Consider the following 25,824-nt stretch of genomic DNA (forward strand, 5'->3'; position numbering starts at 1 on the left):
ACGGAGGTTATTAACCTTTCCGTGACCTGTTTTTTAATTTACTTTAGGACCGTGCTCCATTTCCCATAACTTTTCAAAAAATGGCTGACCTTTTATTAGATTCTCACAAAATGTTTCATGCCGTTTAGACCATCCGTATTTTGTTTCCTCAAACAACTGTTGCCAAGCATTCTCAAAGTTTAATTCCTGAATAGCTGAGTAGCGCTCTGGGCACCATTCAGTAAACCAATAGCGTACTTCTGCCTCATTCTGAGATGTATGTAATTGATCAAGTGCCATAAATAACAACTGTTTTAGCTGACGCTCTTTTCGTGTTAATCCAGTCATTAATTCAGGCTCAGGTGATAAAATATGAAAATCCTTATCCACTGAACTCTGTTGAAAATGATATTTTTTTGCATCATGATTTGCAATCATCTCGTAAACAAGCTGTTCCTGTCTCGGTATGAGTCTGCTCTTTCTAATCGGTATTGAATATCCGATTGTATCAACTGCTAATATTCCAACCCCATCTGTAACCACGAAGCAATACTCAAGCTGAACTCTTTCATGGTTTTTTCTTAAATATGCCTTTTGAAAAATATCATCTAGAAGCTGTTGAGGTAATTCTGAGAGATCGTTCTCGATATAGTTAAAGAGAATCGGTTCTACTTTTAACAAAGGAGCTTGGTCTAACAGCTCTACACCGTCATCTTTGCGCCATTCATGAAAGTGGCACACATTATATCCGTTTTCTTCACCTTCAAACCAATTTACCCAAACATCATGAAGATACAACATTGTACAACCCCTCACTTCAAGAAACTGTTTGTCAATCAGTATGGGCAGACATAAGTTAATTTATTCCTGAAGAACCAAATACTATTTATTGAGCGCACAAAAAAAAGCCTATTTTTTTCGGCCCTTTTTTGGATAGTTATGTTCAGTCAATAAATACTTCTTTGCAGGCAAAGTAAAGGATAGTTTTGTAGAATAATGATTATGGCGATAATAATCTTCAACAATTTTAAAGCCCGCCGCGTATCCAAGTAATTTTGGAATCCTTCCTGCCCCATACAACAGATCATCATGTTTCTTTTCACTCTTTTTTACGTTTAAGTTGCCTTGTAAAAATTTTTCCCAGAAGTTATCTAATTCAGTTTCTGAATACATCGTACACCAATCAGCTAAATAGTTTCTCCCACAATGAACGAGAACTGAGTATTCTGCGAGCCCTTCGATAATAATAGAATCCAGTAAGGTATAATCATCGAATCTTTTAGTTTGTCTATTTAACCTGCAAATGTGATGGTATTCATGGACAAATAGGGCCTCTAACTCTCTTGAATTTAATCTATCTGAAAGAAATAAAAATATTTTATCCGGGTATGATACTCCACCCTTAACCTTTTCTTCTTGTCTAGAAAAGAAGCTTTTATTTTGACCAATTGGAAAAAGGTAGATAGGGATGTCTGGTCCTCCCCATTTCCTTTTATATTCCTGAAAAATACCTTCTACCTCTTCCCAAACCATGTTTTCCTTCATCGAGTTGAAAATTTCCTTAGTCAATCTAGATGCTCGATACATCCCGAAACCTGTTAATTGATTATAGATTTTGGGGGCACTTAGTCCCTTGAACGCAGAAACCAGCTTTTCGCATATTTTCGATGGAGTGTCAAACTCCTCGTCCAGCCATTTATCTGTTCGAATGATCCCCATTTCCTCACTCCATACCATATCATTTAGTTACATTTTATGACTGGTATGAAAAGTGGTTCGGGTATTGGTTGTCTTCATAAAAGAAAAATAGCCTGCCAGGTGTAACCCTGGTCAGGCTGCTTATTTTTCATATTTTTTGAAGACAATCGTTGCATTGTGGCCGCCAAAGCCTAGAGAGTTACTCATTGCTGCTTTTATTTCTTTTTGACGTGCCTTATTCGGGACATAATCTAAATCACATTCTGGATCTGCTGTTTCATAATTAATGGTTGGAGGGAGAATACTGTCTTTCATCGCAAGTACAGTAAAGATCGCTTCAACACCACCTGCTGCTCCCAGAAGATGACCAGTCATTGATTTGGTTGAACTGATTGCCAGCTTGTAAGCATGAACTCCGAAAACTTCTTTCACTGCAAGCGTCTCAAATTTATCGTTATACTCAGTACTCGTTCCATGAGCATTAATATAATCGATATCTTCAATACCTAGTCCAGCATCGTTAATGGCCATTTTCATTGCACGCGCGCCGCCCTCACCACCTGGGGCTGGTGCAGTTATATGATATGCGTCTCCCGTAGCACCATAGCCAACGATTTCAGCATATATTTTCGCACCACGTGCTAATGCGTGCTCTAATTCTTCGAGAACAATGATACCAGCGCCCTCACCGATAACAAAACCATCTCGATTTTTATCAAATGGTCTGCTTGCACTCTTAGGATCTGGATTTGTCGATAGAGCTGTATTCGCACAAAATCCAGCAACCGACATCTTTGTAATCGGCGCTTCTGCTCCACCTGTAATCATGGCATCAGCGTCACCTCGCTGAATGACTTTAAATGCGTCACCAATTGAATTCGTTCCTGTTGCACATGCTGTAACGGTACAAGAATTAAATCCTTTTGCACCTAGGGTAATTGAGACTTGACCAGTTGCCATATCAGGAATCAGCATTGGTACAAAGAATGGACTTACTCTCTTGTAACCTCTTTTTTGAAAGATTTCATATTGCTCTTCAAAAGTTTCCATTCCGCCAATACCTGAACCAATCCACACTCCAATACGGTGCGCATTTTCATCCGTAATCGTTAGTTTAGCATCTTCAACTGCCATCAGTGCTGATGCAACGGCATACTGAGTAAAACGGTCCATTTTTCTTGCATCTTTTCTTTCCATAAAGGATTCAGGATTAAAGTCATTAATCTGTGCGGCCACTTTTGCAGGATACTCTTCTGCATTTACTCTTGTTAAAGGTCCGATCCCAGACTTTCCTTCAATAATCCCTTTCCATGTTGTTTCAACATCTAATCCAAGCGGGGTAACCGCTCCTAAACCTGTTACCACAACCCTGCGCTTATCCATATAAGACATCTCCTTTAATACACTTCATTGTATATTTATCTAATTCCCTTTATTTACCCCATCTAATCGCAATGGCGCCCCATGTTAATCCACCACCAAAACCTACCATAACAACGAGGTCATCGTCTTTGATTTTTCCAGCCTCTATTTCCTCAACAATAGAAATCGGTATAGATGCCGCTGAAGTGTTCCCATATTTATGAACAGTCTTGGACATTTTTTCTATCGGAAGCTCAAGCCTTTGTCTAGAAGCTTCCATAATACGGATATTTGCTTGATGAGGGATAAGGAAATCAACATCCTCTTTTGTCAGTCCAGCCTTTTCGAGTACATTAATACAGCTTTCACCCATCTGTCGCACTGCAAACTTAAATACTTCCCGTCCATTCATAATAATATACTCTTCTTGGTATAAATGCTTAGCACCAGTTCCATCTGCACCCAACTCAAAGGAAAGAATACCTCTGCCTTCGGATACCTCTCCAACAATTACGGCTCCAGCACCGTCTCCAAATAGGACTGCAGTATTTCGGTCTTTCCAGTCGGTAATCCTTGAAAGTTTTTCAACACCCACCACCAAGACATGCTTATAAACTCCAGCTTCAACAAACTGCTTGCCAGTAACGATACCGTACATAAAACCAGCACAAGCTGCACTAACATCCATTGCCGCAGCTTTTTTTGCACCTAACCGTTCTTGAAGCATACAGGCTACAGAAGGGAATGGCTGATCTGGTGTTACGGTTGCAACCAAGATTAAATCGATATCTTCAGGAGTGATTCCAGCATTTTCAATGGCTTTTTGAGCAGCAGCAAACCCCATATCAGAAGTATTAGTGTTATCATCTGCGATACGACGTTCTTCAATGCCTGTCCGTGTTCGAATCCATTCATCTGTTGTATCCATTATTTTTTCTAAATCTGCATTGGTTACAATCTTTTCTGGTAAATACCTTCCAACTCCAATAATTCCAGCGTTCAAGGAATCATCCCCTTATATATTAATCTTTTATTATTATCAATTATTATGACTTGGTACTAATTTTATCAAATAAAAGTATGGTTAAGCAACAATTAAATAAACCATCCCCCGCTTATGTCCATACCATTTGTTCATAAACTTCATAATCTAAAGGAGAATCATACTATAAGGAGGGGGCAAATCATGGGAAAAGAAAGTAATCGAGATGATCGCTTTTCAAGAATGATGTTTGGGGATCGAAGAGAGAGTATACGGGGCAAACATCATAGTGTTCCTCAGTCGAATTCATCTTCACTTGATATTGAATCAATAATAGAAAACATAAGCAAATTAAGGGATTCCTCCCAAAACCTAAAACCATTACTTCAAATGGTTTATCCTTTCGTACAAGGATTTTTAAAGAAAAAATAAGCTGCCGTGGTATACGGCAGCTCTTTTATTTATCTGCATTTATGCGGTGAGCATGTTCTATTTGCCTAGTCAACGCAGCAGATAAGGGTACGGTACTAGGAACAATTATCTTGGTTAAATCCTCTTCCATTATTTCTGCTTTTGAATTGTTTAAACCCTGTTCGTTTATTTGAAGTAGTGCTGCACATAAATTCCATTGATCTCTTTTTCCACTTTGGAGCAGATATTTGCCAGGTTCCTTGTTTTCAATGATTTCTATAATGGATTTCACCGTATCCTCAACAAACAGGGCGTCACATGTTTCCTCCCGCAGTCCTTTAAATGGCTTACCTCTATCCATTTCCGTTAAAATGGAAGATTGAAACATAAAGGTTTCTGGCTGCCAGGGTCCAAAGACAGTTGGTAAATAAAGTATATAGCAATCCTTATTCTGAGAAATAATCCTTTTTAAGAAATCCTCGATAACAACTTCAGCTTTTGAATCAATCACATTTCTTAACAGTTGACTTGGAACCACAAATACAATATTTTCCCAGTTGTTCCTGTTGATTATTTTGCTTATCAATTGATCGGCTAGTAAGAAATCTTCCTTATGTCTCATATATAGGTCATAAACAGAGAGTACAATTGTTTCATATTCCGAAGAATGATTTGATATCTCCCCTAATGAAACCTCAGAAAAGTTAGCGTTTCTCCCAATCTCAAGTCGTTTTTCGTTAATCATATCCTCGTTTACTTCAGTCTCTAGTTGTACTCCCCTTACCTCAATCCCTTTATCAAGAAATGCTTTGCATACATGAAAATTCACAAAGTCAAATACTCCAATAACAACGACCTTGTCCATCACAATTCCTTCCTCCCCAAGCTTCATTAGTGAATCCTATGCGGATTCATGAAGAATTATATCTATATTAAGGAAGGAGGCGGCGAGCTTATAGCACCTTTTCGAACTGATTGAAAAACTTCTTCATCATATTTCCGAGCTGCTGCTTTTTTTCTGGAACAATATATGTTGGACTAATATTCGTATTAACGAGTAATTGTTGCAGCTGTTTAGATTGATTATAGGATTTACCACTGGACATCACATGAATAATCTTTATTGGAATACCAATATCCAATTTCACTTCATCTGCCATACTTTGAAGTTCGTGCTCAAGTGTAACTTGATCCTTCTTATGAGCAGCTGTCAATTCTCTCATTAGCTTTTTGTAGAAAAACTTGTGTTCTTTTTCAAGTTCGATATGTTTTTTTAAAGAAAGAATGGGATTTAATAAAACGACTGACCTTAGTTGCCCCTGCATTTTCTCCATTAATCTAACAGCCACTAGAGCCCCCATGCCTTCAGCTATTAGATGAACTTTATTATTTAGAATTTCACTTCTAATTACTTGCTGATACAGCCTTTGTGCAAGCTCTACAGCATGGTCACTTCCCCAGTTTCGCCCATACAAATTTGAGGAAAAAATAGTATATCCTGATTCTTTCAATTGGTTGATAATGGACAGTTTTCCTTCATTCTGGGTCCAAAAGCATTTGCTATCATCAACAAAATGCCTTTCATCTCCAATTATTAAAATTCCAAAACCTGTGGGCTTTTCAGGGTAATGGATGATATTCCACTGAGTATCCATCTGAAAATTCCGGTTCTCCATCGCTAAATCTCCTTTTACATATTTCCTCAAAATATTGTATGTGATTTCACATGAGGCGAAAGGGAATATAGCCTATTGGACAACTATACATCCGTATTTTTATTGTTAAACCTGGGTGTTTACTTCTCTTAGACCTGCTTTCCGGAGAGTTTTCAATTTTTGCTTTTATTATTTCAATAGCATATGGTAATATTATTAGAGATGATAAATAGGGTAGAGGTGAAAGATAGTGCGTTACTTTTGGACTTTTTTTTGGGTGTTTGTTTTAGTGCAAATGCTTTCATATGTAGTTAGTTCAATGACAGAAGGTGGAGTATTCAACTTCCAGTCAGGTGCCATTGTTTCTGTGGGCATTTTCATTTTGATTGTTATTGCAACGGCAGTACTTCCTAATGATCCTGTTGAAAAACACTAAATAATGTGAAGAAAGGTCATCCTTTAACCGGATGACCTTTTTTTGATTTCCTTACTGTATAGATATGGTTAATTCCCCATTATCAGTTGTAACACTGACGACGGAATGGTCGTGAACATTGCCAGCAATAATGGCCCTTGCAAGTTTTGTCTCAATATTACGTTGGATAAATCGTCTTAATGGTCTTGCCCCATAGATAGGGTCAAAACCATTTACCGCAATGAACTCTTTCGCACTATCCGTAATATTTATTTCAATTTCCTGTTCTTTCAGCCTGCTTTGAAGTTCCTTCATCATTTTTACGACGATATCTTTTATTTCATTTAACGATAAAGGTTTAAATAGGATTGTCTCATCTATCCTATTTAAAAATTCAGGGCGGAAATGACTCTTTAGTTGCCCTAGCACCTTTTCCCTTGTTGACTCTGAAATCTCAATTTCGTCTTCATGTCGTTCCAATAAGAAATGAGAACCGATATTGGATGTCATGATAATGACAGTGTTTTTAAAATCGACTATTCGTCCTTGTGAATCTGTAATTCTGCCATCATCAAGTGCTTGCAGGAGAATATTAAATACCTCAGGGTGCGCTTTTTCAATTTCATCCATCAGGATTACGGAATACGGCCTTCTTCTAACGGCTTCTGTTAACTGCCCGCCTTCTTCATAACCGACATACCCTGGAGGGGCACCAATTAGCCTTGAAACAGCGTGTTTCTCCATATATTCCGACATATCGATTCGTATCATTTGTTCTTCACTATCAAACAACGCCTCTGCAAGTGCTTTAGCTAGTTCAGTCTTTCCTACACCTGTAGGTCCTAGAAACAGGAATGACCCAATCGGTCTGTTTGGATCCTTGATTCCGGCACGTGCCCGCAATACCGCGTCGGCAACTAATTGTACGGCTTCATTTTGCCCGATTACTCGTTCATGTAGCAGCGCTTCTAATCTAAGAAGTTTCTCCCTTTCACCTTCAACCAGCTTAGATAGTGGAATACCAGTCCACCTTGAGACAATATTTGATATCTCTTCTCCGGTAACCTCCTCTCGAAGTAACCGTTCATTTTTCGCCGTTTGTGACTCAAGCTCCTTTAATTCTTTTTCCGCCAATGGAATCTGACCATGGCGCAGCTCTGCAGCACGGTTTAGATCATATTTATCCTCGGCCTGTTGTAATTCTCTTCGAAGTTTCTCAAGTTGTTCCCTTTTCTCCTGCAATTTTTGTATTCCTTGTTTCTCATGAAGCCACTGGGCTTTCATGCTGTTTGCCTGGTCTTTTAATTCTGCGAGTTCCTTTAACAGGGACTCAAGCCTTTTCTTACTCGCCTCATCCTGTTCCTTTCTCAAGGCTGCTTCTTCAATTTCCAACTGCATAACTCTGCGGGTTACCTCATCAAGTTCTGTTGGCATTGAATCAATTTCTGTTCGAATAAGGGCACATGCTTCATCCACTAAATCAATTGCTTTGTCTGGCAGAAAGCGATCGGTTATATAACGGTCGGATAATGTTGCGGCAGCCACGAGAGCATGATCATGTATTTTTACCCCATGGTGAACCTCAAATCTCTCTTTTAACCCACGTAAGATAGAAATTGTGTCTTCAACATTAGGCTCTTGAACAAGTACCTGCTGAAATCTTCGTTCTAGTGCAGGATCCTTTTCAATATATTTACGATGTTCATCGAGGGTTGTGGCCCCAATACAATGAAGTTCTCCACGAGCGAGCATAGGTTTCAGCATATTCCCTGCATCCATAGCTCCATCCGTTTTTCCTGCCCCCACAATGGTGTGAAGCTCATCAATAAATAACAGGATCCGTCCTTCACTTTTTTTCACTTCATTCAATACTGCTTTTAATCTTTCTTCGAATTCACCTCTGAACTTAGCCCCAGCAATCAATGCACTCATATCCAGCGAGAAAATCGTTTTATCTTTCAACCCCTCTGGAACGTCTTTCCTAACAATCCGCTGGGCCAGTCCCTCAACAATTGCGGTTTTTCCTACTCCCGGTTCACCAATTAATACAGGATTATTTTTGGTTTTTCTTGAAAGAATTCTAATGACATGACGTATTTCTGCGTCCCTTCCAATAACCGGGTCCAGTTTACCTGCTTTCACTTCTGCTACAAGGTCTCTTCCATATTTATTAAGCGCATCGTAAACGGCCTCTGGATTTTGTGATGTCACTCTTTGGTTCCCCCTTATTTCCTTAATTGCAGCTAAGATATTATCCGGAGTTTTCCCATTAGATAGCAGGATTTTCTTCATTTCCGAATCATTTGCATAACAAGCTGCTAATAAAATATGTTCAATTGAAATAAAGTCATCAGTAAACTTGGAAGCAAAATCTTCGGCACTAACAAACAACCGCTGCAGCTTGGATGTAATGTATAACTTCCCTTGCTCGGCACCACTTCCTGTAACTTGTGGTTTTTTATCAAGGACAGCCTGCAATGCTCTTTCAACGTTTTCCGTTCGGATATCTGCTTTCGTTAATATAGCTGCTAATAAACTATCCTCTTGGTGTAGTAACGTTAAGAATAAATGGGGTTCATCCACCTCTTGATGATTGCTTTTTACTGCTAAAGATTGAGCATCTAAAATACCCTTTTGCAGCCTCTCAATCATACGATTTAAATCCATATTATTCACCTCTTTGACCATTTTTGACCTATTTATTTTTATTATATACGAATATTAATGAAATATAAAAAAAAAGCCATCCAAGGATGACTTTTTCAAATTATTAAGGTTTATGCTGGTAAGTCCAAACGCGTTCATCATTTGAGTTTTCAGGGAACCTATCTCCTGCTTTAAGCCTAATCTTTTTTGGATTATTGACATTTGACTCCGTATCACCGATTTCTACATATACACCGTTATTTGGTGCTTTTTGTCCAGGCTTAAAATGACGACTTTGGCCCATTTTTTCTGTCCCTCCTTTTTCTGTACAATCTTATTATTTCCATTTAATCTTGGGGCATTAAAGGAATTATTATGAAATACAACTACCTTTCATGAGATGATATTTTGACGATTGTATGAATTTATGCCAGAAATATTGATATATAAGCGTTGTTAACAATATAATTATAGTATTATCTAGTAAATGAAACCCTTGACTGACATTTATTTAGGAAAGCAAATCAGCGATTTATTTCGCCCCTTTAAGGTGGTTATTCTTATGCAGTCAATAAAAGAAATACCTGTAAAGTTAACACAACTGTTTGATACGGTTCACCATATGAAGAAAATTGAAAAAGGCACATTTTTGTTCCAGGAAGGTTCCACTGCAAATGAATTGTATATTGTCAAAAGTGGAATCATACAAATCAGCAAGATAATTCCAGATGGCCGGGAACTTACATTAAGAATGTGTTCAAAAGGGGACTTTATTGGGGAACTTGATCTGTTTTCTCTTGCACCTAAGTACTTGTTAAGCGCCCGCGTGGCTGAAAGCGGCGAAGTAGCAGTTATTATGAAGGATGTACTCGAGGAGAAGTTTGGAAAGAACCATGAACTGTCACTTGAGTTTATGAAATGGATGAGCCTGCAGTATCGAAAAACCCAAACCAAATTTCGAGACTTGGTTCTTCATGGTAAAAAAGGTGCATTATTTTCTACGCTCATTCGAATTACTAACAGCTATGGTATAAAAACGAATCAAGGAATTCTTATTGAATTACCGTTAACGAATCAAGAACTGGCTAATTTTTGCGGTACATCACGTGAAGTAGTCAACCGGTTGTTAAGTGACTTAAGAAAAACAGGAATTATCTCCATTGATAAAGGCTCCATTACTATTCATGACTTAGATTATCTAAAAAATGAAATTGATTGTGAAGACTGTTCTCCAGAAATCTGTAAAATAGACTAAATAAAAAATCGGTCAGTTTTGACCGATTTTTTATTTAGTCTATTAGAAACAAACATATAATCCCCAATTTGTATTTTAGCGCAAATATGTATGCTCCACAGTGATAAAAGTACCATTTTTGACAATTTTATTAATTATTTTCATCAGTATTATGAACAAGCTTCATCAAATCTTTCGAGATCTCCATCAGTGCCAGTTCCTCTGAAATATAAAACACTGGAACCTCCAACTGTCCTCTAACTATATCTATCAATTCTTTCTTCCAAACCAGGACTGTCTTAATGTTAGATACACTGGAAATAAGTAAAAGATCGTTTTCGTCTTTAATAATTAGTAATTTCGGATAAGATTTCTTTTTATGTCCCTCAATTAAAATAATATCTGGTCTAAAGAAATCCACAAATCTAATTTGTTCTTCAAGTGTTAAAGCAGTTTCATCTGCTTGCAGGCATAACCTGCCCTCTCCTTCAACCAACGAAGCAACTGCTCCAGCGTTTATGTGCTTAGCTGAGTCCTTTTGAGAAAGAATGTCTGGTCGTCCTCCGTGCCCATGGTGCTTTATGGTAACGGTCTTAAAACCTTCATTTTTTAAGATTCCAATGAGCTTCAAAATGATAGTGGTTTTACCGCTATTTTGGTATCCCACGATTTGATAAATGATTGGCTTTACCAAGGCCATTCACTGCCTGCTTGATCTTCAAGCAACAAAATTTCAACCTCATCACCTGCTTTAAAGCTTCTTGTCCCTCCAGGAAGAATCATCAACGAATTAGCTCCAGAAAGACTCATAATAATATTGGATTTGTCTAAACCGCTAGGTGTTGCACTTAATTTCCCTTCCTTGATTGAAAAGGTACTGCGGACAAATCTTGTGAATGGATTAGCCTTAGGAAAATCAACCTCTAGGACTGCTTTTTCTTTTCGCAAGTGTGGAGTAGTAGAAAACAGCATTTTGCGAATGATTGGCCGTGCAAACAACTCGAAACCAACATAGCAGGCAGAAGGATTGCCTGATAAACCAAATAGCAGTTTCCCTTCTAATTGAGCTACTGTTGTAACACTTCCAGGTCTCATGGCAACTTTATTAAATAAAACTTCTGCACCCAGCTTTTCATAAATGGCCGGTAAATAATCAAAATCACCAACAGAAACGCCGCCCGTTGTAATAAGTATATCTACTTTCTGTAGAGCAGTTTTTATTGATGTAAAACATGTTTCAAAAACATCCGGAAGCTTGCCATAATAGTGAACAACTGCTCCAGTTCTCTGTATTTGGGCGGCGATCATATGTGAATTACTATTTCTGATTTTACCAGGTACTAATTCTTCGTCCACTTCCAGCAATTCTGTTCCAGTGGCAAATAACCCAATTATTGGTTTTTTAGCAACAGGAACCGAGTTGTAGCCAAAAGTGGCCAGCATTGCTTGAATCCCAGGGTTAATCAGCGTTCCCTTTTTTACTAGAACTTCACCTTCCTTGGCATCTTCGCCTCGATAGGAGACGTTATCACCCTTTTTAAAGCTTCGTTTTATCGACATATATGGCAACCCATTTTTCTCGTATGCTTTTGCGACCTCAAACATGACCACTGCGTCTGTTCCCTCTGGCATCATTGCCCCGGTCATAATTCTAACTGCTTCGTAGGCTCTAATGATCTTAGAAGACGTCATTCCTGCGCCAAGATGGTCGACCACTTTAAATTCTACTGGATTATTTAAAGAAGCTTCTTTTGTATCTATAGACCGGACAGCGAACCCGTCATATGGTGCTCGATCAAAATGTGGAACATCGCTAGTAGCAATTAAGTCTTCTGATAAAAAACGCCCATAGCTTTCATCAATTGATACATATTGTGTTTTTCCAACTAAATGGTATTCCATTATTTTTTTAACTGCATCCCCAATCGGGATTGGTTTTCTTCTCTCTAACAAATCCATCACTCCTGCAGGAAACATATCAAATTAATTATCATTATAAGCCTAACGAATAGTCACAAATATAGCAAACATCACAACATAAGACAAAAAATTATTAAAACATGTCAAATGTGTGATTCAGGTCACCTACTTTTTTTGGGGAATACCTTATTCTTAAGCTAGAAACTACCAAAAACATTAGGAGGAAAATATGATTACTTTCCCTTTTACTACAAATACATTGGTTAGAGACATTGTTAATGAAATGCCAAAAACGAGTAATGTGTTCAAGAAATTCAGAATCGACTTTTGCTGCGGTGGAAATATAGCTTTATCCGAGGCAATTGCTGCAAATGGAATAAATGAAGAAGCAATCATGGCGGAACTAAAAGCAGTATTTGAAAAAAACAATTCCGCTGAAACAGATGTAGAAATTTGGACAAAGTCGGATTCAACTACGATTATTGATCATGTTATCAACTATTATCACCGTACATCTGAAGAAGAATTATCATTGCTTAGCCCTTATGTTACAAAGGTTTCCCGTGTGCATGGTGACAGTCATCCAGAGCTTTTAAAGGTTCATGAATTATTTTATGAATTCAAAAAAGAATTATTGGAGCATATGGCCAAAGAGGAAGCAGTTGTCTTTCCGTTAATCAAACAACTTGCTGATGGAACAGTAGAAAATCGTGAAGAAGCGATTAACATGATTGTTGAGCTAGAAAAAGAACATGATCATGCAGGTGAAATCTTAAGACAGATTCGTGCTGTAACTTCTGATTACACTTTGCCATTAGACGCTTGTGGAACCTACCGTTTAGTTTATAAACGCTTAGAAGACCTAGAAGGACTAACATTTATGCATGTGCATTTAGAAAATAATATTTTATTCCCTAGATATTTTTAATTAGGGTAAGTCAAAGAGGCTGAATAACAGCCTCTTTTTCTATGAAAAAAGCCCCTCTTTTTAGAAAGAGAGGTTTAGCCGCCGATATAGGACATTTCAATTTTTTTGCGATTCTTTGCTGTCTCCTCTGTTCTTTCATCCGAATATCTGTCATTTCGACCGTTCCAAATGTCTGTTATTCGGTTTCGCAGCTCTTCATCTGTTGCACCATTTCTCATAAAGTTTCGGATATCATGACCATTTCCATTAAATAAACAGGTAAAAATTTGTCCATTTGCCGAAAGTCGCGAGCGCGTACAACTGCTGCAGAAAGACTCTGAGACAGACGAGATAAAGCCAACATTAACGTCTGTGTTCGTATAATTATATAATTTTGCTACCTCACCAAAATAGGCAGGATCAAGAGATTCTAATTGATAGTGCTCTTTAAGTATGTTGTAAATCTGTTTTTTTGTGATCACATCATCCAATTTCCAGCCATTAGATGAGCCAACATCCATATACTCAATAAAGCGGAGCTCAAATCCATTTTTTAAGCAAAAATCTGCCATTGGGATTATTTCTGAATCATTAAGACCCTTTTTAACAACCATGTTAATTTTGACTTTGAGACCAGCTTTCTTAGCAGCTTCAATTCCATCTAACACAGGTTGGGTGCCGACACCACGTCCGTTTATAGTCCCAAACAGCTCATCGTTTAATGTATCGAGGCTTATGTTCACTCTTTTTAATCCAGCCTCTTTTAATTTATCAGCGAGTTTAGGAAGAAGTACTCCGTTTGTCGTTAAAGCGATGTCTTTTAAGCCATCAATTTCTGATAGCTTTTTCACTAGAATTGGAAGGTCTCTGCGAAGCAGTGGTTCCCCGCCCGTTAGACGAATTTTCTCTACTCCAACACTTACAAAAGCTTTTGCTACTCTTTCAATTTCCTCATATGTCAGCAGCGCACTTTTCGGCAGAAACTCAAAATCATCACCAAATTGGTCTGCAGGCATGCAATATTGACAACGGAAGTTACAACGATCGATTACCGAAATTCTTAAATCACGTAATGGGCGATCTAATTTATCTTTAATAATGGTCTTTTCCATTCATATCAACTCCATTATTTTAAAAGCGAATAATATAATGCAAGTGTAACATCTATGAATTAAAAATACTGTTACTTTATTCACTATCATAACATTTCTTTTGCAATTTTTTAACGTGTTACGTTTAATTATTTGAGTTTTCACTATATTGTCATTGTTTACTCCTCACGAAGGTCAAAACGTAAGTTAAAATAATACTAACGAAACTAGAAGATGAGTCAAAAAATGACTTTGAGGTGAGATGCATGTTGACTAAAATGAAACCAACTCATTCATTAGAAATAAAAGAGCTGCTTAAATTTGCTGACCGAAAAATTAAAAGTGAGAGAGGAACCTATTTATTTCAAGAGGGAATGCTCGCTGAAGAACTTTATATTGTTTTTTCTGGTAAAGTACAAATTAGTAAAATTACTTCCGATGGACGTGAACTTTCCTTAAGAATATGTGGAGAAAATGATATTTGTGGAGAATTAACACTATTTACCGACAATCCAAGATATTTATTAAGTGCTAAAGTATTGGAGGAAGGAGAAATCGTTGCCATCAAGAAAGATGTCATTGAAAGTGAAATTTTCCAAAATAGCAAACTTGCTTTCGAGTTTATGAAATGGATGAGTGACCATTTCCGTAAAACACAGACAAAATTTCGTGATCTTGTCTTAAATGGGAAACGAGGAGCACTTTTTTCTACTCTCATCCGCATGTCTAACAGCTATGGTATTCATAAAGAAAATGAAATATTAATTGATTTACCACTAACCAATCAGGAACTGGCAAACTTTTGCGGAACCTCGAGAGAGAGCACGAACCGTATCCTAAGTGAATTGAAAAAAGATAAAATCATTAATATTAAAAAAGGAAAAATTTCTATTCTAGATTTGCAATATTTAAAGGATGAAATTGGTTGTGAAAATTGCCCTGCTATCTATTGCAATATTGAATAGTGATATGGAAGCAATCGAACTCGATTGCTTCCTTACTTTTTATTGCGCTTGTTTTTCACGCATTGCTTGTGGAATATACACACAGAACGGTTCACTTTCCAAATAATCCCCTGTCATCGCATAAGCTCTAGATCTTGAGCCGCCGCATACATGACGGAATTCACATACTCCGCATTTACCTTTATAAAGATCTGGGTTTCTTAATGATTGGAATACTGGTGAGTCTCGGTAAATCTCCGCTAATAGTGTTTCACGGACATTTCCTGCTTTAACTGGTAATAATCCGCTTGGATACACATCTCCAACATGAGAGATAAAGACAAAGCCATTTCCATCATTAACACCTTTAGGTGCTCGTCCAAGTCCGTCAATCGAACCTGTTAAGCCTTGTTCTGTTAAGGCACTTAAATAATTTATTTCATCTGTCTGATTTTTTGCCTCGCGCATTTTTTGCTGGATAACAACACGGCGATAGTGTTGGGCAGCGGTAGTCTTAATATCGAAGGAAACTCGCTTACTAAGGTCATATAACCATCTGAATACCTTCTCATGTTCAACAGGTGAAATCATATCAGACTCCTGTCCTCTTCCTGTTGGTACAAGGAAAAAGACACTCCAAAGTACGCATCCTAAGTCCTCAACCATTTTTGCCATTTCATCAAGGTATTCTATGTTGTATCTAGAAATAACTGTATTTATTTGAATGGGAATTTCAAGTTCATGCAAATATTTAATTCTCTCCATTGTAAGATCAAAAGAACCTGCTGTTCCACGGAAGTGATCGTGAACAGCCGCCGTTGGTCCATCAATACTGAAAGCCCAGCGGGAAAGCCCCACTTCCTTCGCTTTTTCAATCGCTTCTTTTGTCACATTTGGAGTAGCACTTGGGGTCATGGAAACTCTAACGCCTTTTTCTACTGCATATTTTGCTATATCAAAAACATCTTGTCTCATTAAGGGGTCTCCACCCGTGAAGACCAGCATTGGATTATTCATTTCGTATATTTGATCGATAAGGTTCTTACCTTCTTCAAATGTTAGTTCACGTGGGTCTCTTCTTAATTGAGCTTCCGCACGACAGTGTAAACAAGCTAATTGACATGCACGTGTAAGTTCCCAAATCACAATAAATGGATCTTTATTAAAATCACGGCCAAAAGCCATATGAAACGCCTCCTAAAACGGCTATTTCAAAAACCAAACAGCCTTATTACCTGTAATTATATATAGGTTTCCACTACGGATAAGTGAACTACCTCACACTGCTTATCAAAAAATATGTCCACATTGTGAAGTAAAAAAGACAGCAAAATTGCTGTCTTTTTCTTAACGAATTCCTAATGCGATTTTTGCATAACGTGACATCATGTCCTTGTTCCATGGCGGGTTAAACACGATATTAACCTCGACCTCTTTTACTTCAGGAATATCGGCTAATGCTCGCTTCACTTGGTCAACAATGGTTCCTGCAAGAGGACAGCCCATGGAAGTTAATGTCATGGTAATCGTTACATTTCCTTCATCATCCATTTCTGTTTCATACACTAATCCTAAATTAACGATATCAACACCTAACTCAGGGTCAATAACAAGCTCTAAAGCACCCATAATATTTTCTTTTAACTCTTCATTCATCTGTATCACTCCTTATAATTATTGTAGTAAATGTTTCTCAAACCATTCAACCATTGCCTTTAATCCTTCTCTGCTTACCTTATGGTCAGCATACTCATCTGTAATGAAGCGGATATTTTCTGGTTTTTTACTATAGTTGTCCTTTACAGATTGATAAAAACGGTATGTTAACTCATATGGTACAATAGGATCTTTTTTTCCATGCCAAAATAACAAGGGTCTATTTTCTAGCCTATTGGGTTGATGGCTCAAATCATATTGACGTAAGACTGATAATTGCTCTGCAATTTGCTCATCAGTAAAAGAAAGGGTAACACCAACGTTTTTCATTTGTTTTAATTGCCAATGTAAATATTCCTCATATGCTGGCATCCCCATTAAGCTAACTGCAGCTTTGACCCATTTATATTTGGTTAGAGCACCCAAGGTCACAATACCACCCATAGAGGTTCCAGCAAGTCCAATTTTTTCCGGGTCTGCTAATCCTTCTTCTACATAGTATTCCTTATAATCGTTTAATTCATGGATCGTCTTGATGACAATTTCCCAAAAATGACCGTATAGATCTCTTTCGGTTAAACCTTGTTCCCTTTCACCATGGTAGATTGCCTCTGGCAGGATGACTCGAAAGCCCTTTTCCGCTAATAAATAGGCATAATGCAGATTATTCTCCTTGGTACTAGTGAAACCATGGGTAAAAATAATAAGCGGAAGTTTCTTTTGTTGTATACTTTTTTTTACTATATGTAGGAAGGGATTATGATTCAGCAAACTTTTTTCAACGATAATCACGTAGGTAAATCCTCCTGGGTAAAATAATTATATCTGAAAGTAAAAACTAATGAAGTAAATTTTTTTACAGGTATGGTATAAAATTGTTAACATAGTAATTATAATGGTATGACTTTCCAACAAAGAAGAAAATCCATAGTTGTAGTGTATCATTTCGTTAACCATTTATCTAAAGCTTCGACTTATTGGTTGAGAAAACGATTCAAAAAGGAGTCAATATGGCAGAAAAACATTTAATCGCATTGGACTTAGATGGAACTTTATTAAAAGATGATAAAACCATTTCCGAGAAAACGAAAAAAGTTTTAAGTAAGGCTAGAGAAGAAGGGCATGTTGTGATGATTGCAACAGGAAGACCTTTTCGTTCAAGTGAACCTTATTATCACGAGCTCGGGCTGGACACACCTATTGTTAACTTCAATGGTGCCTTCATGCATCATCCACTTGATTCCAGTTGGGGATTTTATCATGACCCTCTCGACGTAAAAGTTGCCAAAGAGATTGTCGAGGCGTGCCGGTCCTTTCAATTTTACAATATTATTGCCGAAGTAATCGATGATGTTTATTTCCACTATCATGATGAAAAGCTTTTAGATATTTTTAGTATGGGCAATCCAAACGTAACAACGGGCGATTTACGAAATTACTTAAAAGATTCTCCTACTAGTTTGTTAATTCATACAGAGGAAGATGAATTAAAAAATATACGCAAGCATTTGTCTGAGGTTCATGCAGAAGTGATTGACCACCGCAGCTGGGCTGCGCCATGGCATGTCGTTGAAATTATTAAGTCAGGGATAAGTAAAGCTGTTGGTTTAAAAAAGGCCTCTGAATACTTCAACATTCCCGCTGAAAGAATTATTGCTTTTGGCGATGAAGATAATGATTTAGAAATGCTTGATTATGCAGGCCGCGGGATTGCGATGGGTAATGCAATTGATAAAGTCAAAACGATCGCAAATGAAGTAACTCTGACAAATGAGGAAGACGGGATCGGGGTATATTTGTCAGAGTTGTTAAACTTAAAATATTGATAGTGGTTCACCATTGTTTACCTAAATGAAAAACTTTCAATGGAGCATACTATTTTTGTGAGGCGCTGCAGTGCTTCATACCAAGCTCACCAAATTGGAGGGATTACAATGGGTAAACGAAACAAATCAAAACGCTTTGTCCAGCAAGGAGTGGATACCGTTAGTAAGCATGATGAACGTATTCCTTACCACATGACCTACGCTGAAGCGGAAGCCCAGAAAATGGCCAATGTGCGTGAATCCTCGCTTGGGGGAATATAACGATGGGAAATCAGTTGTTCCAAGAAGCAAGAAGATTTGTTGAGATGGCAAAATCTGCCGACCCTGCTGAACGCGATTCTGTGATTTCGAAGGCAAAGAATGCATTAAGTTCCGCCTATGCTAATTCAACCTTCGCAGAACAAAGTCAGCTCCAAGAAATGCAAAATGAGCTTGATCAACTTAAATAATGGAAAAGCTGGCACGTGTTTTAGGAACGTGCCAGCTTTTCTTTTTATGGAAGAGTAAATTTCATTATGCTGATTAATGATTGGTCGTTACTTAATGGTTTGTTATTAATTTTACTTGGTAAAAGAGTCGCCTTAACAGTGTATTCTCCTGCAGGAACTCTTTTTCCATTTACTTTGTAATCCCAATTTTCTACTTTTCGAAAAGTTTGTTGCGGTTCAATTTTAATGGTTTGTAGTGCCTGTAAAAAGAAGCGTCCTTTTGAATATCGATATACTTCATGCCCAGATTGGTCAGTAACAGTAATCTCATAAAATTGTGAGGTAGGAAACTCAAAATGCAATGGAGCTTCCTCATTATTCTTAATAAGAAGTTCAAATTCCACTCTCTCATTTCCTGCATAAGGAACAACTGAAAACTGAAATTGCTCACCATAACTTGCCTCTCCTTTTAAACTAAAGGAAAAAAGAAACAAAATCACACTTAAAACAATTCTCACGATTTACACCCTCCCTATTCCCGTCTAAAAAATCCATAAATCCCTGTTGTCTGAATAATATTCGTGAATGCATTAGGATCAACCTCAGCGATAATTCGTTCCAAATCATATAGCTCATAACGGGTGATAACAATCATCAACATGTCCCTTGCTTCGTTAGAAAAAGCTCCTTTTGCAGGAATCATCGTAATACCTCTAACTAGCTGAGAATGAATCGCTTTCTTTAGTTCATCTGCTTTTTTTGTAATAATCATTGCAGTAAGCTTAGCGTGTCTAGTATGGATTGCGTCCACTGCTCTTGTAGAAGCATACAAAGAAACAATTGTATACAGGGCTTTTTCCCAGCCATATAAAAAGCCAGCGGTAATGATGATAACAGCATTCATAATAAACATATAACTGCCAATTGGTTTATCCTTCATCCTTGATAAAACCATCGCAATAATATCAAGTCCGCCTGTTGAAGCCCCCCATTTTAGGGTAATTCCGACACCTACGGCTAAAATTACACCCCCAAATACTGAATTAAGGAGAATATCTTTTGAAACCTGTGTAATTGGAATTAATTCTAAGAAAAGTGATGATAACGCTACACTTAAAAAACTATAAATGGTAAAGGACTTACCTACCTTCAACCAACCAAGGATGGCTACAGGAATATTAAGCAACAGCAATAAGAATCCCATTGATATATTTAATGGTGTTTGGTCACTTATTACTTTTGATAATAATTGTGCTACTCCAGTAAATCCGCTAGAATACACATTTGCTGGAATTAAAAATAAATTTATTGCCAGAGCATTTAGGAATGCACCCACAATAACAATAATTGTTTTTTTGGTCTGTTGCCATAACAAAAGCACCATCTCCTTTAATTTTTTAAGGTGTTATCTCTAAAGCTGATAATTGTATTTTTGATGTGAAACCGATAAACTTAAATTAACTATATTAGCTTGAAAGCAGGTGAGCTTTATGCCAGTAAAAATACTTGCAGACAGCGCATGCGATTTACCAAAAGATTTTTACTCTGAACATAACGTCACATTATTCCCACTAAAAGTGCAAGTTAATGGGCAAGAATATGAGGATGTTAAAACAATTGATCCTAAAACGGTTTATGACGCCATACGCAGCGGCGATGTTCCTAAAACGTCTCAAGTTTCTCCTTTATTATTTGAGGAAGTCTTTACTGAAATGGCTGAAAATAATGAAGATGGAATATATATTGCTTTCTCTTCAGCATTATCTGGTACATATCAGACATCTGTTATGATTCTTGACCAAGTGAAGGAAAAATATCCAAACTTTAATTTAACTATTGTGGATACGAAGTGTGCCTCACTTGGATTTGGCCTTATCGTCAAAGAAGCAGCAAGGCTTGCTGCAGAAAATGTGTCAAAGGAAGCAATACTTAAAGATGTGTTATTCCGAAGTCAGCATATGGAGCATTTGTTTACCGTAGAGGATTTAGATTATTTAGCCAAAGGCGGTCGTGTCTCAAAAGCTTCAGCTTTTTTGGGTGGATTACTAAATATAAAACCTATTTTGAATGTAGAAGATGGGAAACTCGTTCCAATTGAAAAAATACGAGGAAAAAAGAAAGTTTATAGACGAATAGTTGAACTGATGAAAGAACGCGGTGTAAGTTTTGATGATCAAACAGTTGGCATTAGTCATGCAGATACCGAAGATACTGTTTTAGAAGTAAAAGCAATGATTGAGGAAGAACTGCATCCAAAAGAAGTCTTTATTACTTCTATCGGTTCAACAGTCGGCGCACATACTGGACCAGGAACCATTGCAATTTTCTTTTTAAATAAATTACCATAAATAAAAAAAAGCGGGAAAGCCCGCTTTTTTATTTATGGTCTGTTTTCTTTGAATACTGATTTTTTCCTGCTTGACGATTCTTCTCACGCATCATATTTTTTTCGTGTCTTAATGCATTATTATCTTGAGCCTTTTTATCATTATCTGATGTATGCGGCATACTCATACCCCTTTCAAAATGCTTTCACTAGTAGTGTTATCAATTTAAAAAAGAGTATGTAGAAAAAAGTTAATCTTTCTTCAGATAAGTCCAGCTTCCTTCTTGGTAAACCCTGCCGTCTTTCATAAGTTTTCCAAGCCCCCGCTTAAACGCACCCTTACTCATTTGAAAACGTTCTTGTATATCCTCAGGCATACTTTTATCATTAAATGGCATAGCACCATTTCTGCTCATTAAATACTCAAAAATCCGTTCAGCTTCAAGGTCCTGTGATTCCTGTTTTCTTGGAAGTAACGACACATTTACTGTTCCATCTTCCTTAACATCAATTATCCGACCTTCTACCTTTTGTCCTAATCTCGGCTCTTCCTGTCTTTGTGATTCATGAATGAATCCTTTATACCCCTCAATGGTGTAGACCCAGCTTCCGACCTTGGCTGTACGATAGATATGCCCTTGTATATTTTTGTTAAAATCCTTTCTGGTCGCCTTTGTTGAAATCGATTCAATGACAGGGTCTGTCGCTAGCCTTGCATATAGCAAATAATTGTTATTTACTCTTAGTGTTGCGTAGACTAAATCACCTGGCTTCGGCCAAACTGACTTATGGACTGGAAGATCATCAATCCCTAATAATAAATCCTTTTTAATCCCAATATCTAAAAATACACCAATATTTGGGTTGGTATCAACAACTTTAAGCCAAGCATATTTCCCAATAGCTATTTCAGGTATAGTGGTAGAGGCAGACGTTCTGCCTTCGGAATCCACATAAAGAAACACCTCGACGGATTCTTCTACCTCATATTCTCGGTCCGCCTCATTTATATGCAACAAAACATCTTCATTACCATCTGTTAAAAAATAGCCGAAATCTGCTTTTCGTGCCACCGTTAATGTAACTGTTTGACCAATAAGTTCTTGTAAAGACATCTTACCTCACCTTTTCTTTCCTATCATTATCCATAGGGTTGTTTGAACTGCTATATTTTACTATAATGTACCCATAAAGGGAAACTTTAGCAGTACGATGAATACTAAATACCTTTATTAAAATTATATTGGAGGTATTATTACTATGGCCAAAGATGAATCTTTTGATATTGTATCCAAAGTAGAATTTACGGAAGTCACAAATGCAATTACCGCAACGATGAAGGAAATTAAGACCCGTTATGATTTTAAGGGCAGCAAAAGTGAGGTTACCCTGGATAAAGAAGATCTTGTTCTAGTTTCAGATGATGAATTTAAGATGGATCAACTAAAAGACGTCTTGCTAGGCAGGTTGATCAAAAGAGGTGTTCCTGTTAAGAATCTCGATTATGGAAAAATGGAAAAGGCCTCTGGCGGTACTGTTCGCCAAAGAGCCAAGCTTGTTCAAGGCATTGATAAAGAAAATGCTAAGAAAATTAACACGATTATTAAAAATAGCGGTCTAAAGGTAAAAAGCCAAATTCAAGACGATCAAGTCAGGGTTAGCGGTAAAAACCGTGATGATTTACAAAAAATTATCGCGCTTGTACGTGAAGCAGACCTTACCGTCGATGTTCAATTTATAAACTATCGATAAAAACTCATTACCTAGGTGAAAGGAAATTTTTTCTTTCGCCTTTTTTATTTTCTAATATTTTCGTTCATTTTCCCCAAACTAACATGGTAAATAATCTTGGAGGTAAAATGAATGTCCAATAACGAACAACAGCAAAAAATGGCTTTTCCACCCCAGCATCAAAATCATCAGCCTGGTATCGAGAGTGAAATGAATCCTCGCCCGGTTTCAATCGGGAAAAACTATAAAAGTGCTGGTAAATTAGCTGGTAAAACAGCGATTATCACTGGCGGGGATAGCGGCATTGGTAAGTCCGTTGCCATTTATTTCGCCAAAGAAGGTGCAGATATAGCAATTGTCTATTTGGACGAGCATCAGGATGCAGAAGAAACAAAAGGGCTTGTTGAAGCAGAAGGACGCAGATGTCTGCTTTTTTCCGGTGACGCAGGCAGCGAGGAATTTTGTAAGGATACCGTTAGTAAAACAATGGATCAATTTGGAAAAATTGATATCTTGGTAAACAATGCGGCGGAGCAGCACCCGCAGAAAAGTCTATTAGATATTACCTCCGAACAGCTTGAAAAAACGTTTCGGACCAATATATTCTCCTATTTTTATATGTCTAAAATGGTCCTGCCCCATTTGAATCAAGGTGGTACAATTATCAATACAGCATCGGTCACTGCTTATGCCGGCAATGAGCAATTGTTAGATTACTCTGCAACCAAAGGTGCAATCGTTACCTTTACACGATCCCTTGCAAAATCGCTTGCCCCGCAAGGTATAAGGGTAAATGGCGTCGCACCTGGCCCGATTTGGACGCCGCTTATTCCTTCAACCTTCAATGAAGATCAAGTAGCAAGCTTTGGATCTAATACACCACTGGGCAGAGCGGGCCAGCCATTTGAACTTGGCCCAAGTTACGTATACCTTGCTTCTGAAGATTCTTCTTATGTAAGCGGACAAATCCTCCATGTCAACGGCGGAGAAATCGTAAATGGATAGTCTCGCTAAATGAAAGTGCGATACTCATTCGGAGTATCGCACTGACTTTTTACCTTCTTCTTTTCCTAATTTTTAAAATGAAAATCATGAACAAGATATACACCGCAACTAAGGAGCCGACTAAAGGAAGATTGATACCGCTTTTTTCTGTTAACACATATATTTCTGACTCATCACGGTCGATGATAAGGTCATATTGATTACCATTGCTCCGAACCAAATCTCCGCTAAGCAATCCACGTAATTCCTTATCACCTTCAATTTGCTTATTGTTTAAGGTAATGTTTTGAGATTTACTAGTATTATTTATGGCGATAATCGCTGTTTCATCTTTGTAGACACGTTTGAATACCGCCATTCCATCTTTTTCGTAAAGCATTTCCATACTTCCTCGGGTTAACGAAGGTAGTTGATTCCTCAATTCACCAAGCTTGGTCATATAGTCTATGAGTTCCTTCTCAGTACGAAAATTCATTGGCTGGCGATTATCTGGAATTTCTCCACCATTTAATGCAATTTCACTTCCATAAAAAACAACTGGAATACCCGGGGTTGAATAAATATAAGTTAAGGCTGTTTTCCAGCGTGCACCAGGAAAATGTTTATTTGTAACGATATCTTGTGTAAATCTATGTGTATTTTCGTTATCAAAAAATTGAGGCTGCAATTCTGGTTTTTGAACCTTACTATCATTTAAAGGGCTAAAGGGTTGATTAGTAGCAGCGAAGACATTTCTTAACTCTTCACTATGCTGATAATCAGTAAGGCTGTCAATTCCGGCGCCTTCGTATTTTTCAAGTTCTACTGAACTGTTTGGAGAGGTTATCCCCAACAAATAAAAGTTTTCCTTTTCGCTTTTTACCTCTTTTGAGAAATCACGCCAAAAGGACACAGGTACATGATTTACTTCTGGAAGGCTATAACCATCAATATCTGTCTCGTTTATCCACCACTTAGCAGCCTCCAATAAATAATTTTTAACCTCAGGGTTGTCCTGATTTAGGTCAGGCAAACCGTTTACCCATCCATTTTCGATTTCACCCTGATCTTTAAAATTGCTAATTTCCCGCTTTTCGTTGAACCAATCTTGCTTGGATGAGTCCACCAACCATGAGTGTTCTGCAGAGACATTATTGGTTACAAAATCAATAACCACCTTCATATCTCGTTTATGTGCTTCTTGTACAAGTTTTTTAATTGTTTTCATTGTTCCAAAATGTTCATCAGGTTTATAAAAGTCATTTACCCAATAGCCATGGTATCCACCAGCAGTATTATCAAATATCGATGTTAATCGGATGGCCGTAAAGCCCATATCTTTTAGATAATCCAACTTATCAATAACTCCCTGAAAATCACCGCCATTATAGGCTAAAGGATCTAGAGTATTAACTTCCTTATCATTGTTTGTATTGGCATTAAAGAAACGATCAACCATGATAGAATAAATGGTTTCATCCTGCCATCTTCGGTCTTCTTTCTCCGTTTCTGCATGTGCTGGCAGTGAAGTTATAACAAAAAAACAGATTAAAATAAGTGTAATTAAGGTTTTTTTCATGTTCAATCCCCTTCCATACACTCATTTTAATCGAATAATGGTGTGAATCC

Annotated in this window: 30 protein-coding genes; 11 read left to right on the plus strand and 19 right to left on the minus strand. The window is 37.5% G+C overall.

Translation table 11 applies throughout. The features are described 5' to 3' along the window. Positions 1-33: 33 nt before the first annotated feature. The 4 genes from QFZ28_RS22550 to QFZ28_RS22565 all read right to left on the minus strand — a co-directional run bounded on the left by QFZ28_RS22550 (position 34) and on the right by QFZ28_RS22565 (position 4,042). The gene (locus QFZ28_RS22550; protein WP_307196732.1) at positions 34-780 is read right to left on the minus strand and encodes a YjbA family protein; all 747 of its coding nucleotides are present in this window, start codon (positions 778-780) and stop codon (positions 34-36) included. A 108-nt stretch (positions 781-888) separates the two neighbouring features. Next, positions 889-1,698, minus strand: a complete 810-nt coding sequence (locus QFZ28_RS22555; protein ID WP_307196733.1) for a DUF2268 domain-containing protein — start codon at positions 1,696-1,698, stop codon at positions 889-891. Positions 1,699-1,818: 120 nt separating this feature from the next. Beyond that, complete coding sequence (gene fabF, locus QFZ28_RS22560) at positions 1,819-3,060, minus strand: beta-ketoacyl-ACP synthase II (protein WP_307196734.1); 1,242 nt, start codon at positions 3,058-3,060, stop codon at positions 1,819-1,821. A 49-nt stretch (positions 3,061-3,109) separates the two neighbouring features. Next, positions 3,110-4,042 (minus strand): beta-ketoacyl-ACP synthase III, encoded by a 933-nt coding sequence (locus tag QFZ28_RS22565; RefSeq protein ID WP_307196735.1) that lies wholly within the window; start codon positions 4,040-4,042, stop codon positions 3,110-3,112. Between the two features lie 183 nt (positions 4,043-4,225). On the opposite strand from QFZ28_RS22565, the gene QFZ28_RS22570 reads away from it, so the two are divergent. Continuing rightward, positions 4,226-4,453, plus strand: coding sequence for a hypothetical protein (locus QFZ28_RS22570; protein WP_307196736.1), 228 nt, complete (start codon positions 4,226-4,228; stop codon positions 4,451-4,453). Positions 4,454-4,478: 25 nt separating this feature from the next. Here QFZ28_RS22570 and QFZ28_RS22575 read toward each other — a convergent pair whose 3' ends face one another. Together QFZ28_RS22575 and QFZ28_RS22580 are read right to left on the minus strand one after the other, a co-directional pair. Next, positions 4,479-5,324: a hypothetical protein gene (locus QFZ28_RS22575; RefSeq protein WP_307196737.1), complete on the minus strand. Its 846-nt coding sequence runs from the start codon at positions 5,322-5,324 to the stop codon at positions 4,479-4,481. A gap of 61 nt (positions 5,325-5,385) precedes the next feature. Continuing rightward, the gene (locus QFZ28_RS22580) at positions 5,386-6,108 is read right to left on the minus strand and encodes a hydrolase (RefSeq protein WP_307196738.1); all 723 of its coding nucleotides are present in this window, start codon (positions 6,106-6,108) and stop codon (positions 5,386-5,388) included. A gap of 229 nt (positions 6,109-6,337) precedes the next feature. Between QFZ28_RS22580 and QFZ28_RS22585 the strand changes: the two genes are divergently transcribed. Beyond that, positions 6,338-6,523: a YjzD family protein gene (locus QFZ28_RS22585; RefSeq protein WP_307196739.1), complete on the plus strand. Its 186-nt coding sequence runs from the start codon at positions 6,338-6,340 to the stop codon at positions 6,521-6,523. A gap of 51 nt (positions 6,524-6,574) precedes the next feature. Here the strand turns inward: QFZ28_RS22585 and clpB are convergent, their stop codons facing one another. Together clpB and QFZ28_RS22595 are read right to left on the minus strand one after the other, a co-directional pair. After that, positions 6,575-9,169 carry an ATP-dependent chaperone ClpB gene (clpB, locus tag QFZ28_RS22590; RefSeq protein ID WP_307196740.1) on the minus strand — a complete coding sequence of 865 codons (2,595 nt, stop codon included), beginning with the start codon at positions 9,167-9,169 and terminating at the stop codon, positions 6,575-6,577. A gap of 103 nt (positions 9,170-9,272) precedes the next feature. After that, positions 9,273-9,452, minus strand: coding sequence for a YjzC family protein (locus QFZ28_RS22595; RefSeq protein WP_307196741.1), 180 nt, complete (start codon positions 9,450-9,452; stop codon positions 9,273-9,275). Positions 9,453-9,710: 258 nt separating this feature from the next. Between QFZ28_RS22595 and QFZ28_RS22600 the strand changes: the two genes are divergently transcribed. Continuing rightward, on the plus strand, positions 9,711-10,403 hold the full coding sequence (locus QFZ28_RS22600; protein WP_307196742.1) for a Crp/Fnr family transcriptional regulator: 693 nt from the start codon (positions 9,711-9,713) through the stop codon (positions 10,401-10,403). A gap of 130 nt (positions 10,404-10,533) precedes the next feature. Here QFZ28_RS22600 and mobB read toward each other — a convergent pair whose 3' ends face one another. Then, on the minus strand, positions 10,534-11,082 hold the full coding sequence (gene mobB, locus QFZ28_RS22605; protein ID WP_307196743.1) for a molybdopterin-guanine dinucleotide biosynthesis protein B: 549 nt from the start codon (positions 11,080-11,082) through the stop codon (positions 10,534-10,536). Beyond that, positions 11,070-12,335, minus strand: coding sequence for a molybdopterin molybdotransferase MoeA (locus QFZ28_RS22610; protein ID WP_307196744.1), 1,266 nt, complete (start codon positions 12,333-12,335; stop codon positions 11,070-11,072). The genes mobB and QFZ28_RS22610 overlap by 13 nt, the downstream gene beginning before the upstream one ends. 196 nt (positions 12,336-12,531) lie before the next feature. On the opposite strand from QFZ28_RS22610, the gene ric reads away from it, so the two are divergent. Continuing rightward, entirely contained in the window at positions 12,532-13,230 is a 699-nt protein-coding gene (gene ric / locus QFZ28_RS22615; protein WP_307196745.1) for an iron-sulfur cluster repair di-iron protein, read from the plus strand. Positions 13,231-13,304: 74 nt separating this feature from the next. On the opposite strand, the gene moaA is transcribed toward ric, so the two are convergent. After that, complete coding sequence (moaA, locus tag QFZ28_RS22620; protein ID WP_307196746.1) at positions 13,305-14,321, minus strand: GTP 3',8-cyclase MoaA; 1,017 nt, start codon at positions 14,319-14,321, stop codon at positions 13,305-13,307. A 245-nt stretch (positions 14,322-14,566) separates the two neighbouring features. On the opposite strand from moaA, the gene QFZ28_RS22625 reads away from it, so the two are divergent. Further along, positions 14,567-15,265: a Crp/Fnr family transcriptional regulator gene (locus tag QFZ28_RS22625; RefSeq protein WP_307196747.1), complete on the plus strand. Its 699-nt coding sequence runs from the start codon at positions 14,567-14,569 to the stop codon at positions 15,263-15,265. Positions 15,266-15,304: 39 nt separating this feature from the next. Here QFZ28_RS22625 and QFZ28_RS22630 read toward each other — a convergent pair whose 3' ends face one another. From QFZ28_RS22630 to QFZ28_RS22640, 3 genes are all read right to left on the minus strand, one after another. Continuing rightward, the gene (locus tag QFZ28_RS22630) at positions 15,305-16,429 is read right to left on the minus strand and encodes a TIGR04053 family radical SAM/SPASM domain-containing protein (protein ID WP_307196748.1); all 1,125 of its coding nucleotides are present in this window, start codon (positions 16,427-16,429) and stop codon (positions 15,305-15,307) included. 162 nt (positions 16,430-16,591) lie between these two features. Then, positions 16,592-16,900, minus strand: a complete 309-nt coding sequence (locus tag QFZ28_RS22635; protein ID WP_307196749.1) for a metal-sulfur cluster assembly factor — start codon at positions 16,898-16,900, stop codon at positions 16,592-16,594. 18 nt (positions 16,901-16,918) lie between these two features. Further along, a complete protein-coding gene (locus QFZ28_RS22640) occupies positions 16,919-17,692 on the minus strand; it encodes an alpha/beta fold hydrolase (protein WP_307196750.1) in 774 nt (257 codons plus the stop codon). A gap of 218 nt (positions 17,693-17,910) precedes the next feature. Here QFZ28_RS22640 and QFZ28_RS22645 point away from each other — a divergent pair, with 218 nt between their 5' ends. The 3 genes from QFZ28_RS22645 (at position 17,911) to QFZ28_RS22655 (ending at position 19,175) form a co-directional block, all read left to right on the plus strand. After that, a complete protein-coding gene (locus QFZ28_RS22645; protein ID WP_307196751.1) occupies positions 17,911-18,726 on the plus strand; it encodes a Cof-type HAD-IIB family hydrolase in 816 nt (271 codons plus the stop codon). A 108-nt stretch (positions 18,727-18,834) separates the two neighbouring features. Continuing rightward, on the plus strand, positions 18,835-18,987 hold the full coding sequence (locus QFZ28_RS22650; protein WP_283864202.1) for a hypothetical protein: 153 nt from the start codon (positions 18,835-18,837) through the stop codon (positions 18,985-18,987). Between the two features lie 2 nt (positions 18,988-18,989). After that, positions 18,990-19,175, plus strand: coding sequence for a DUF3813 domain-containing protein (locus QFZ28_RS22655; protein ID WP_307196752.1), 186 nt, complete (start codon positions 18,990-18,992; stop codon positions 19,173-19,175). Positions 19,176-19,219: 44 nt separating this feature from the next. Here QFZ28_RS22655 and QFZ28_RS22660 read toward each other — a convergent pair whose 3' ends face one another. Further along, positions 19,220-19,672 (minus strand): BsuPI-related putative proteinase inhibitor, encoded by a 453-nt coding sequence (locus tag QFZ28_RS22660; RefSeq protein WP_307196753.1) that lies wholly within the window; start codon positions 19,670-19,672, stop codon positions 19,220-19,222. Positions 19,673-19,686: 14 nt separating this feature from the next. Further along, positions 19,687-20,538: a YitT family protein gene (locus QFZ28_RS22665; protein ID WP_373428100.1), complete on the minus strand. Its 852-nt coding sequence runs from the start codon at positions 20,536-20,538 to the stop codon at positions 19,687-19,689. Positions 20,539-20,644: 106 nt separating this feature from the next. Between QFZ28_RS22665 and QFZ28_RS22670 the strand changes: the two genes are divergently transcribed. Continuing rightward, positions 20,645-21,502 (plus strand): DegV family protein, encoded by an 858-nt coding sequence (locus QFZ28_RS22670; protein WP_307196755.1) that lies wholly within the window; start codon positions 20,645-20,647, stop codon positions 21,500-21,502. A gap of 28 nt (positions 21,503-21,530) precedes the next feature. On the opposite strand, the gene QFZ28_RS22675 is transcribed toward QFZ28_RS22670, so the two are convergent. Continuing rightward, positions 21,531-21,662 carry a DUF3941 domain-containing protein gene (locus QFZ28_RS22675; RefSeq protein ID WP_081810752.1) on the minus strand — a complete coding sequence of 44 codons (132 nt, stop codon included), beginning with the start codon at positions 21,660-21,662 and terminating at the stop codon, positions 21,531-21,533. A gap of 69 nt (positions 21,663-21,731) precedes the next feature. Beyond that, positions 21,732-22,595, minus strand: coding sequence for a CvfB family protein (locus QFZ28_RS22680; RefSeq protein ID WP_307196756.1), 864 nt, complete (start codon positions 22,593-22,595; stop codon positions 21,732-21,734). A 145-nt stretch (positions 22,596-22,740) separates the two neighbouring features. On the opposite strand from QFZ28_RS22680, the gene QFZ28_RS22685 reads away from it, so the two are divergent. Both QFZ28_RS22685 and QFZ28_RS22690 read left to right on the plus strand, forming a co-directional pair. Next, complete coding sequence (locus QFZ28_RS22685) at positions 22,741-23,232, plus strand: YajQ family cyclic di-GMP-binding protein (protein ID WP_307196757.1); 492 nt, start codon at positions 22,741-22,743, stop codon at positions 23,230-23,232. 111 nt (positions 23,233-23,343) lie between these two features. Then, the gene (locus QFZ28_RS22690) at positions 23,344-24,216 is read left to right on the plus strand and encodes an SDR family oxidoreductase (protein WP_307196758.1); all 873 of its coding nucleotides are present in this window, start codon (positions 23,344-23,346) and stop codon (positions 24,214-24,216) included. A gap of 49 nt (positions 24,217-24,265) precedes the next feature. Here QFZ28_RS22690 and QFZ28_RS22695 read toward each other — a convergent pair whose 3' ends face one another. Next, the gene (locus QFZ28_RS22695) at positions 24,266-25,774 is read right to left on the minus strand and encodes an alpha-amylase family glycosyl hydrolase (RefSeq protein ID WP_307196759.1); all 1,509 of its coding nucleotides are present in this window, start codon (positions 25,772-25,774) and stop codon (positions 24,266-24,268) included. Positions 25,775-25,824 lie beyond the last annotated feature (50 nt).

This window comes from Neobacillus niacini (genome assembly GCF_030817695.1).
Taxonomy (GTDB): Bacteria; Bacillota; Bacilli; order Bacillales; family Cytobacillaceae; genus Neobacillus; species Neobacillus niacini_F.

Bases quoted from the DNA above. Each gene is read 5' to 3' on its own strand.
- QFZ28_RS22550 (WP_307196732.1), bottom strand. From the start codon at position 780: ATGTTGTATCTTCATGATGTTTGGGTAAATTGGTTTGAAGGTGAAGAA.
- QFZ28_RS22555 (WP_307196733.1), bottom strand. From the start codon at position 1,698: ATGGGGATCATTCGAACAGATAAATGGCTGGACGAGGAGTTTGACACT.
- fabF (WP_307196734.1), bottom strand. From the start codon at position 3,060: ATGGATAAGCGCAGGGTTGTGGTAACAGGTTTAGGAGCGGTTACCCCG.
- QFZ28_RS22570 (WP_307196736.1), top strand. From the start codon at position 4,226: ATGGGAAAAGAAAGTAATCGAGATGATCGCTTTTCAAGAATGATGTTT.
- QFZ28_RS22575 (WP_307196737.1), bottom strand. From the start codon at position 5,324: ATGAAGCTTGGGGAGGAAGGAATTGTGATGGACAAGGTCGTTGTTATT.
- QFZ28_RS22580 (WP_307196738.1), bottom strand. From the start codon at position 6,108: ATGGAGAACCGGAATTTTCAGATGGATACTCAGTGGAATATCATCCAT.
- clpB (WP_307196740.1), bottom strand. From the start codon at position 9,169: ATGGATTTAAATCGTATGATTGAGAGGCTGCAAAAGGGTATTTTAGAT.
- QFZ28_RS22595 (WP_307196741.1), bottom strand. From the start codon at position 9,452: ATGGGCCAAAGTCGTCATTTTAAGCCTGGACAAAAAGCACCAAATAAC.
- QFZ28_RS22600 (WP_307196742.1), top strand. From the start codon at position 9,711: ATGCAGTCAATAAAAGAAATACCTGTAAAGTTAACACAACTGTTTGAT.
- mobB (WP_307196743.1), bottom strand. From the start codon at position 11,082: ATGGCCTTGGTAAAGCCAATCATTTATCAAATCGTGGGATACCAAAAT.
- ric (WP_307196745.1), top strand. From the start codon at position 12,532: ATGATTACTTTCCCTTTTACTACAAATACATTGGTTAGAGACATTGTT.
- moaA (WP_307196746.1), bottom strand. From the start codon at position 14,321: ATGGAAAAGACCATTATTAAAGATAAATTAGATCGCCCATTACGTGAT.
- QFZ28_RS22625 (WP_307196747.1), top strand. From the start codon at position 14,567: ATGTTGACTAAAATGAAACCAACTCATTCATTAGAAATAAAAGAGCTG.
- QFZ28_RS22630 (WP_307196748.1), bottom strand. From the start codon at position 16,429: ATGGCTTTTGGCCGTGATTTTAATAAAGATCCATTTATTGTGATTTGG.
- QFZ28_RS22635 (WP_307196749.1), bottom strand. From the start codon at position 16,900: ATGAATGAAGAGTTAAAAGAAAATATTATGGGTGCTTTAGAGCTTGTT.
- QFZ28_RS22645 (WP_307196751.1), top strand. From the start codon at position 17,911: ATGGCAGAAAAACATTTAATCGCATTGGACTTAGATGGAACTTTATTA.
- QFZ28_RS22650 (WP_283864202.1), top strand. From the start codon at position 18,835: ATGGGTAAACGAAACAAATCAAAACGCTTTGTCCAGCAAGGAGTGGAT.
- QFZ28_RS22655 (WP_307196752.1), top strand. From the start codon at position 18,990: ATGGGAAATCAGTTGTTCCAAGAAGCAAGAAGATTTGTTGAGATGGCA.
- QFZ28_RS22665 (WP_373428100.1), bottom strand. From the start codon at position 20,538: ATGGTGCTTTTGTTATGGCAACAGACCAAAAAAACAATTATTGTTATT.
- QFZ28_RS22670 (WP_307196755.1), top strand. From the start codon at position 20,645: ATGCCAGTAAAAATACTTGCAGACAGCGCATGCGATTTACCAAAAGAT.
- QFZ28_RS22675 (WP_081810752.1), bottom strand. From the start codon at position 21,662: ATGCCGCATACATCAGATAATGATAAAAAGGCTCAAGATAATAATGCA.
- QFZ28_RS22680 (WP_307196756.1), bottom strand. From the start codon at position 22,595: ATGTCTTTACAAGAACTTATTGGTCAAACAGTTACATTAACGGTGGCA.
- QFZ28_RS22685 (WP_307196757.1), top strand. From the start codon at position 22,741: ATGGCCAAAGATGAATCTTTTGATATTGTATCCAAAGTAGAATTTACG.
- QFZ28_RS22690 (WP_307196758.1), top strand. From the start codon at position 23,344: ATGTCCAATAACGAACAACAGCAAAAAATGGCTTTTCCACCCCAGCAT.
- QFZ28_RS22695 (WP_307196759.1), bottom strand. From the start codon at position 25,774: ATGAAAAAAACCTTAATTACACTTATTTTAATCTGTTTTTTTGTTATA.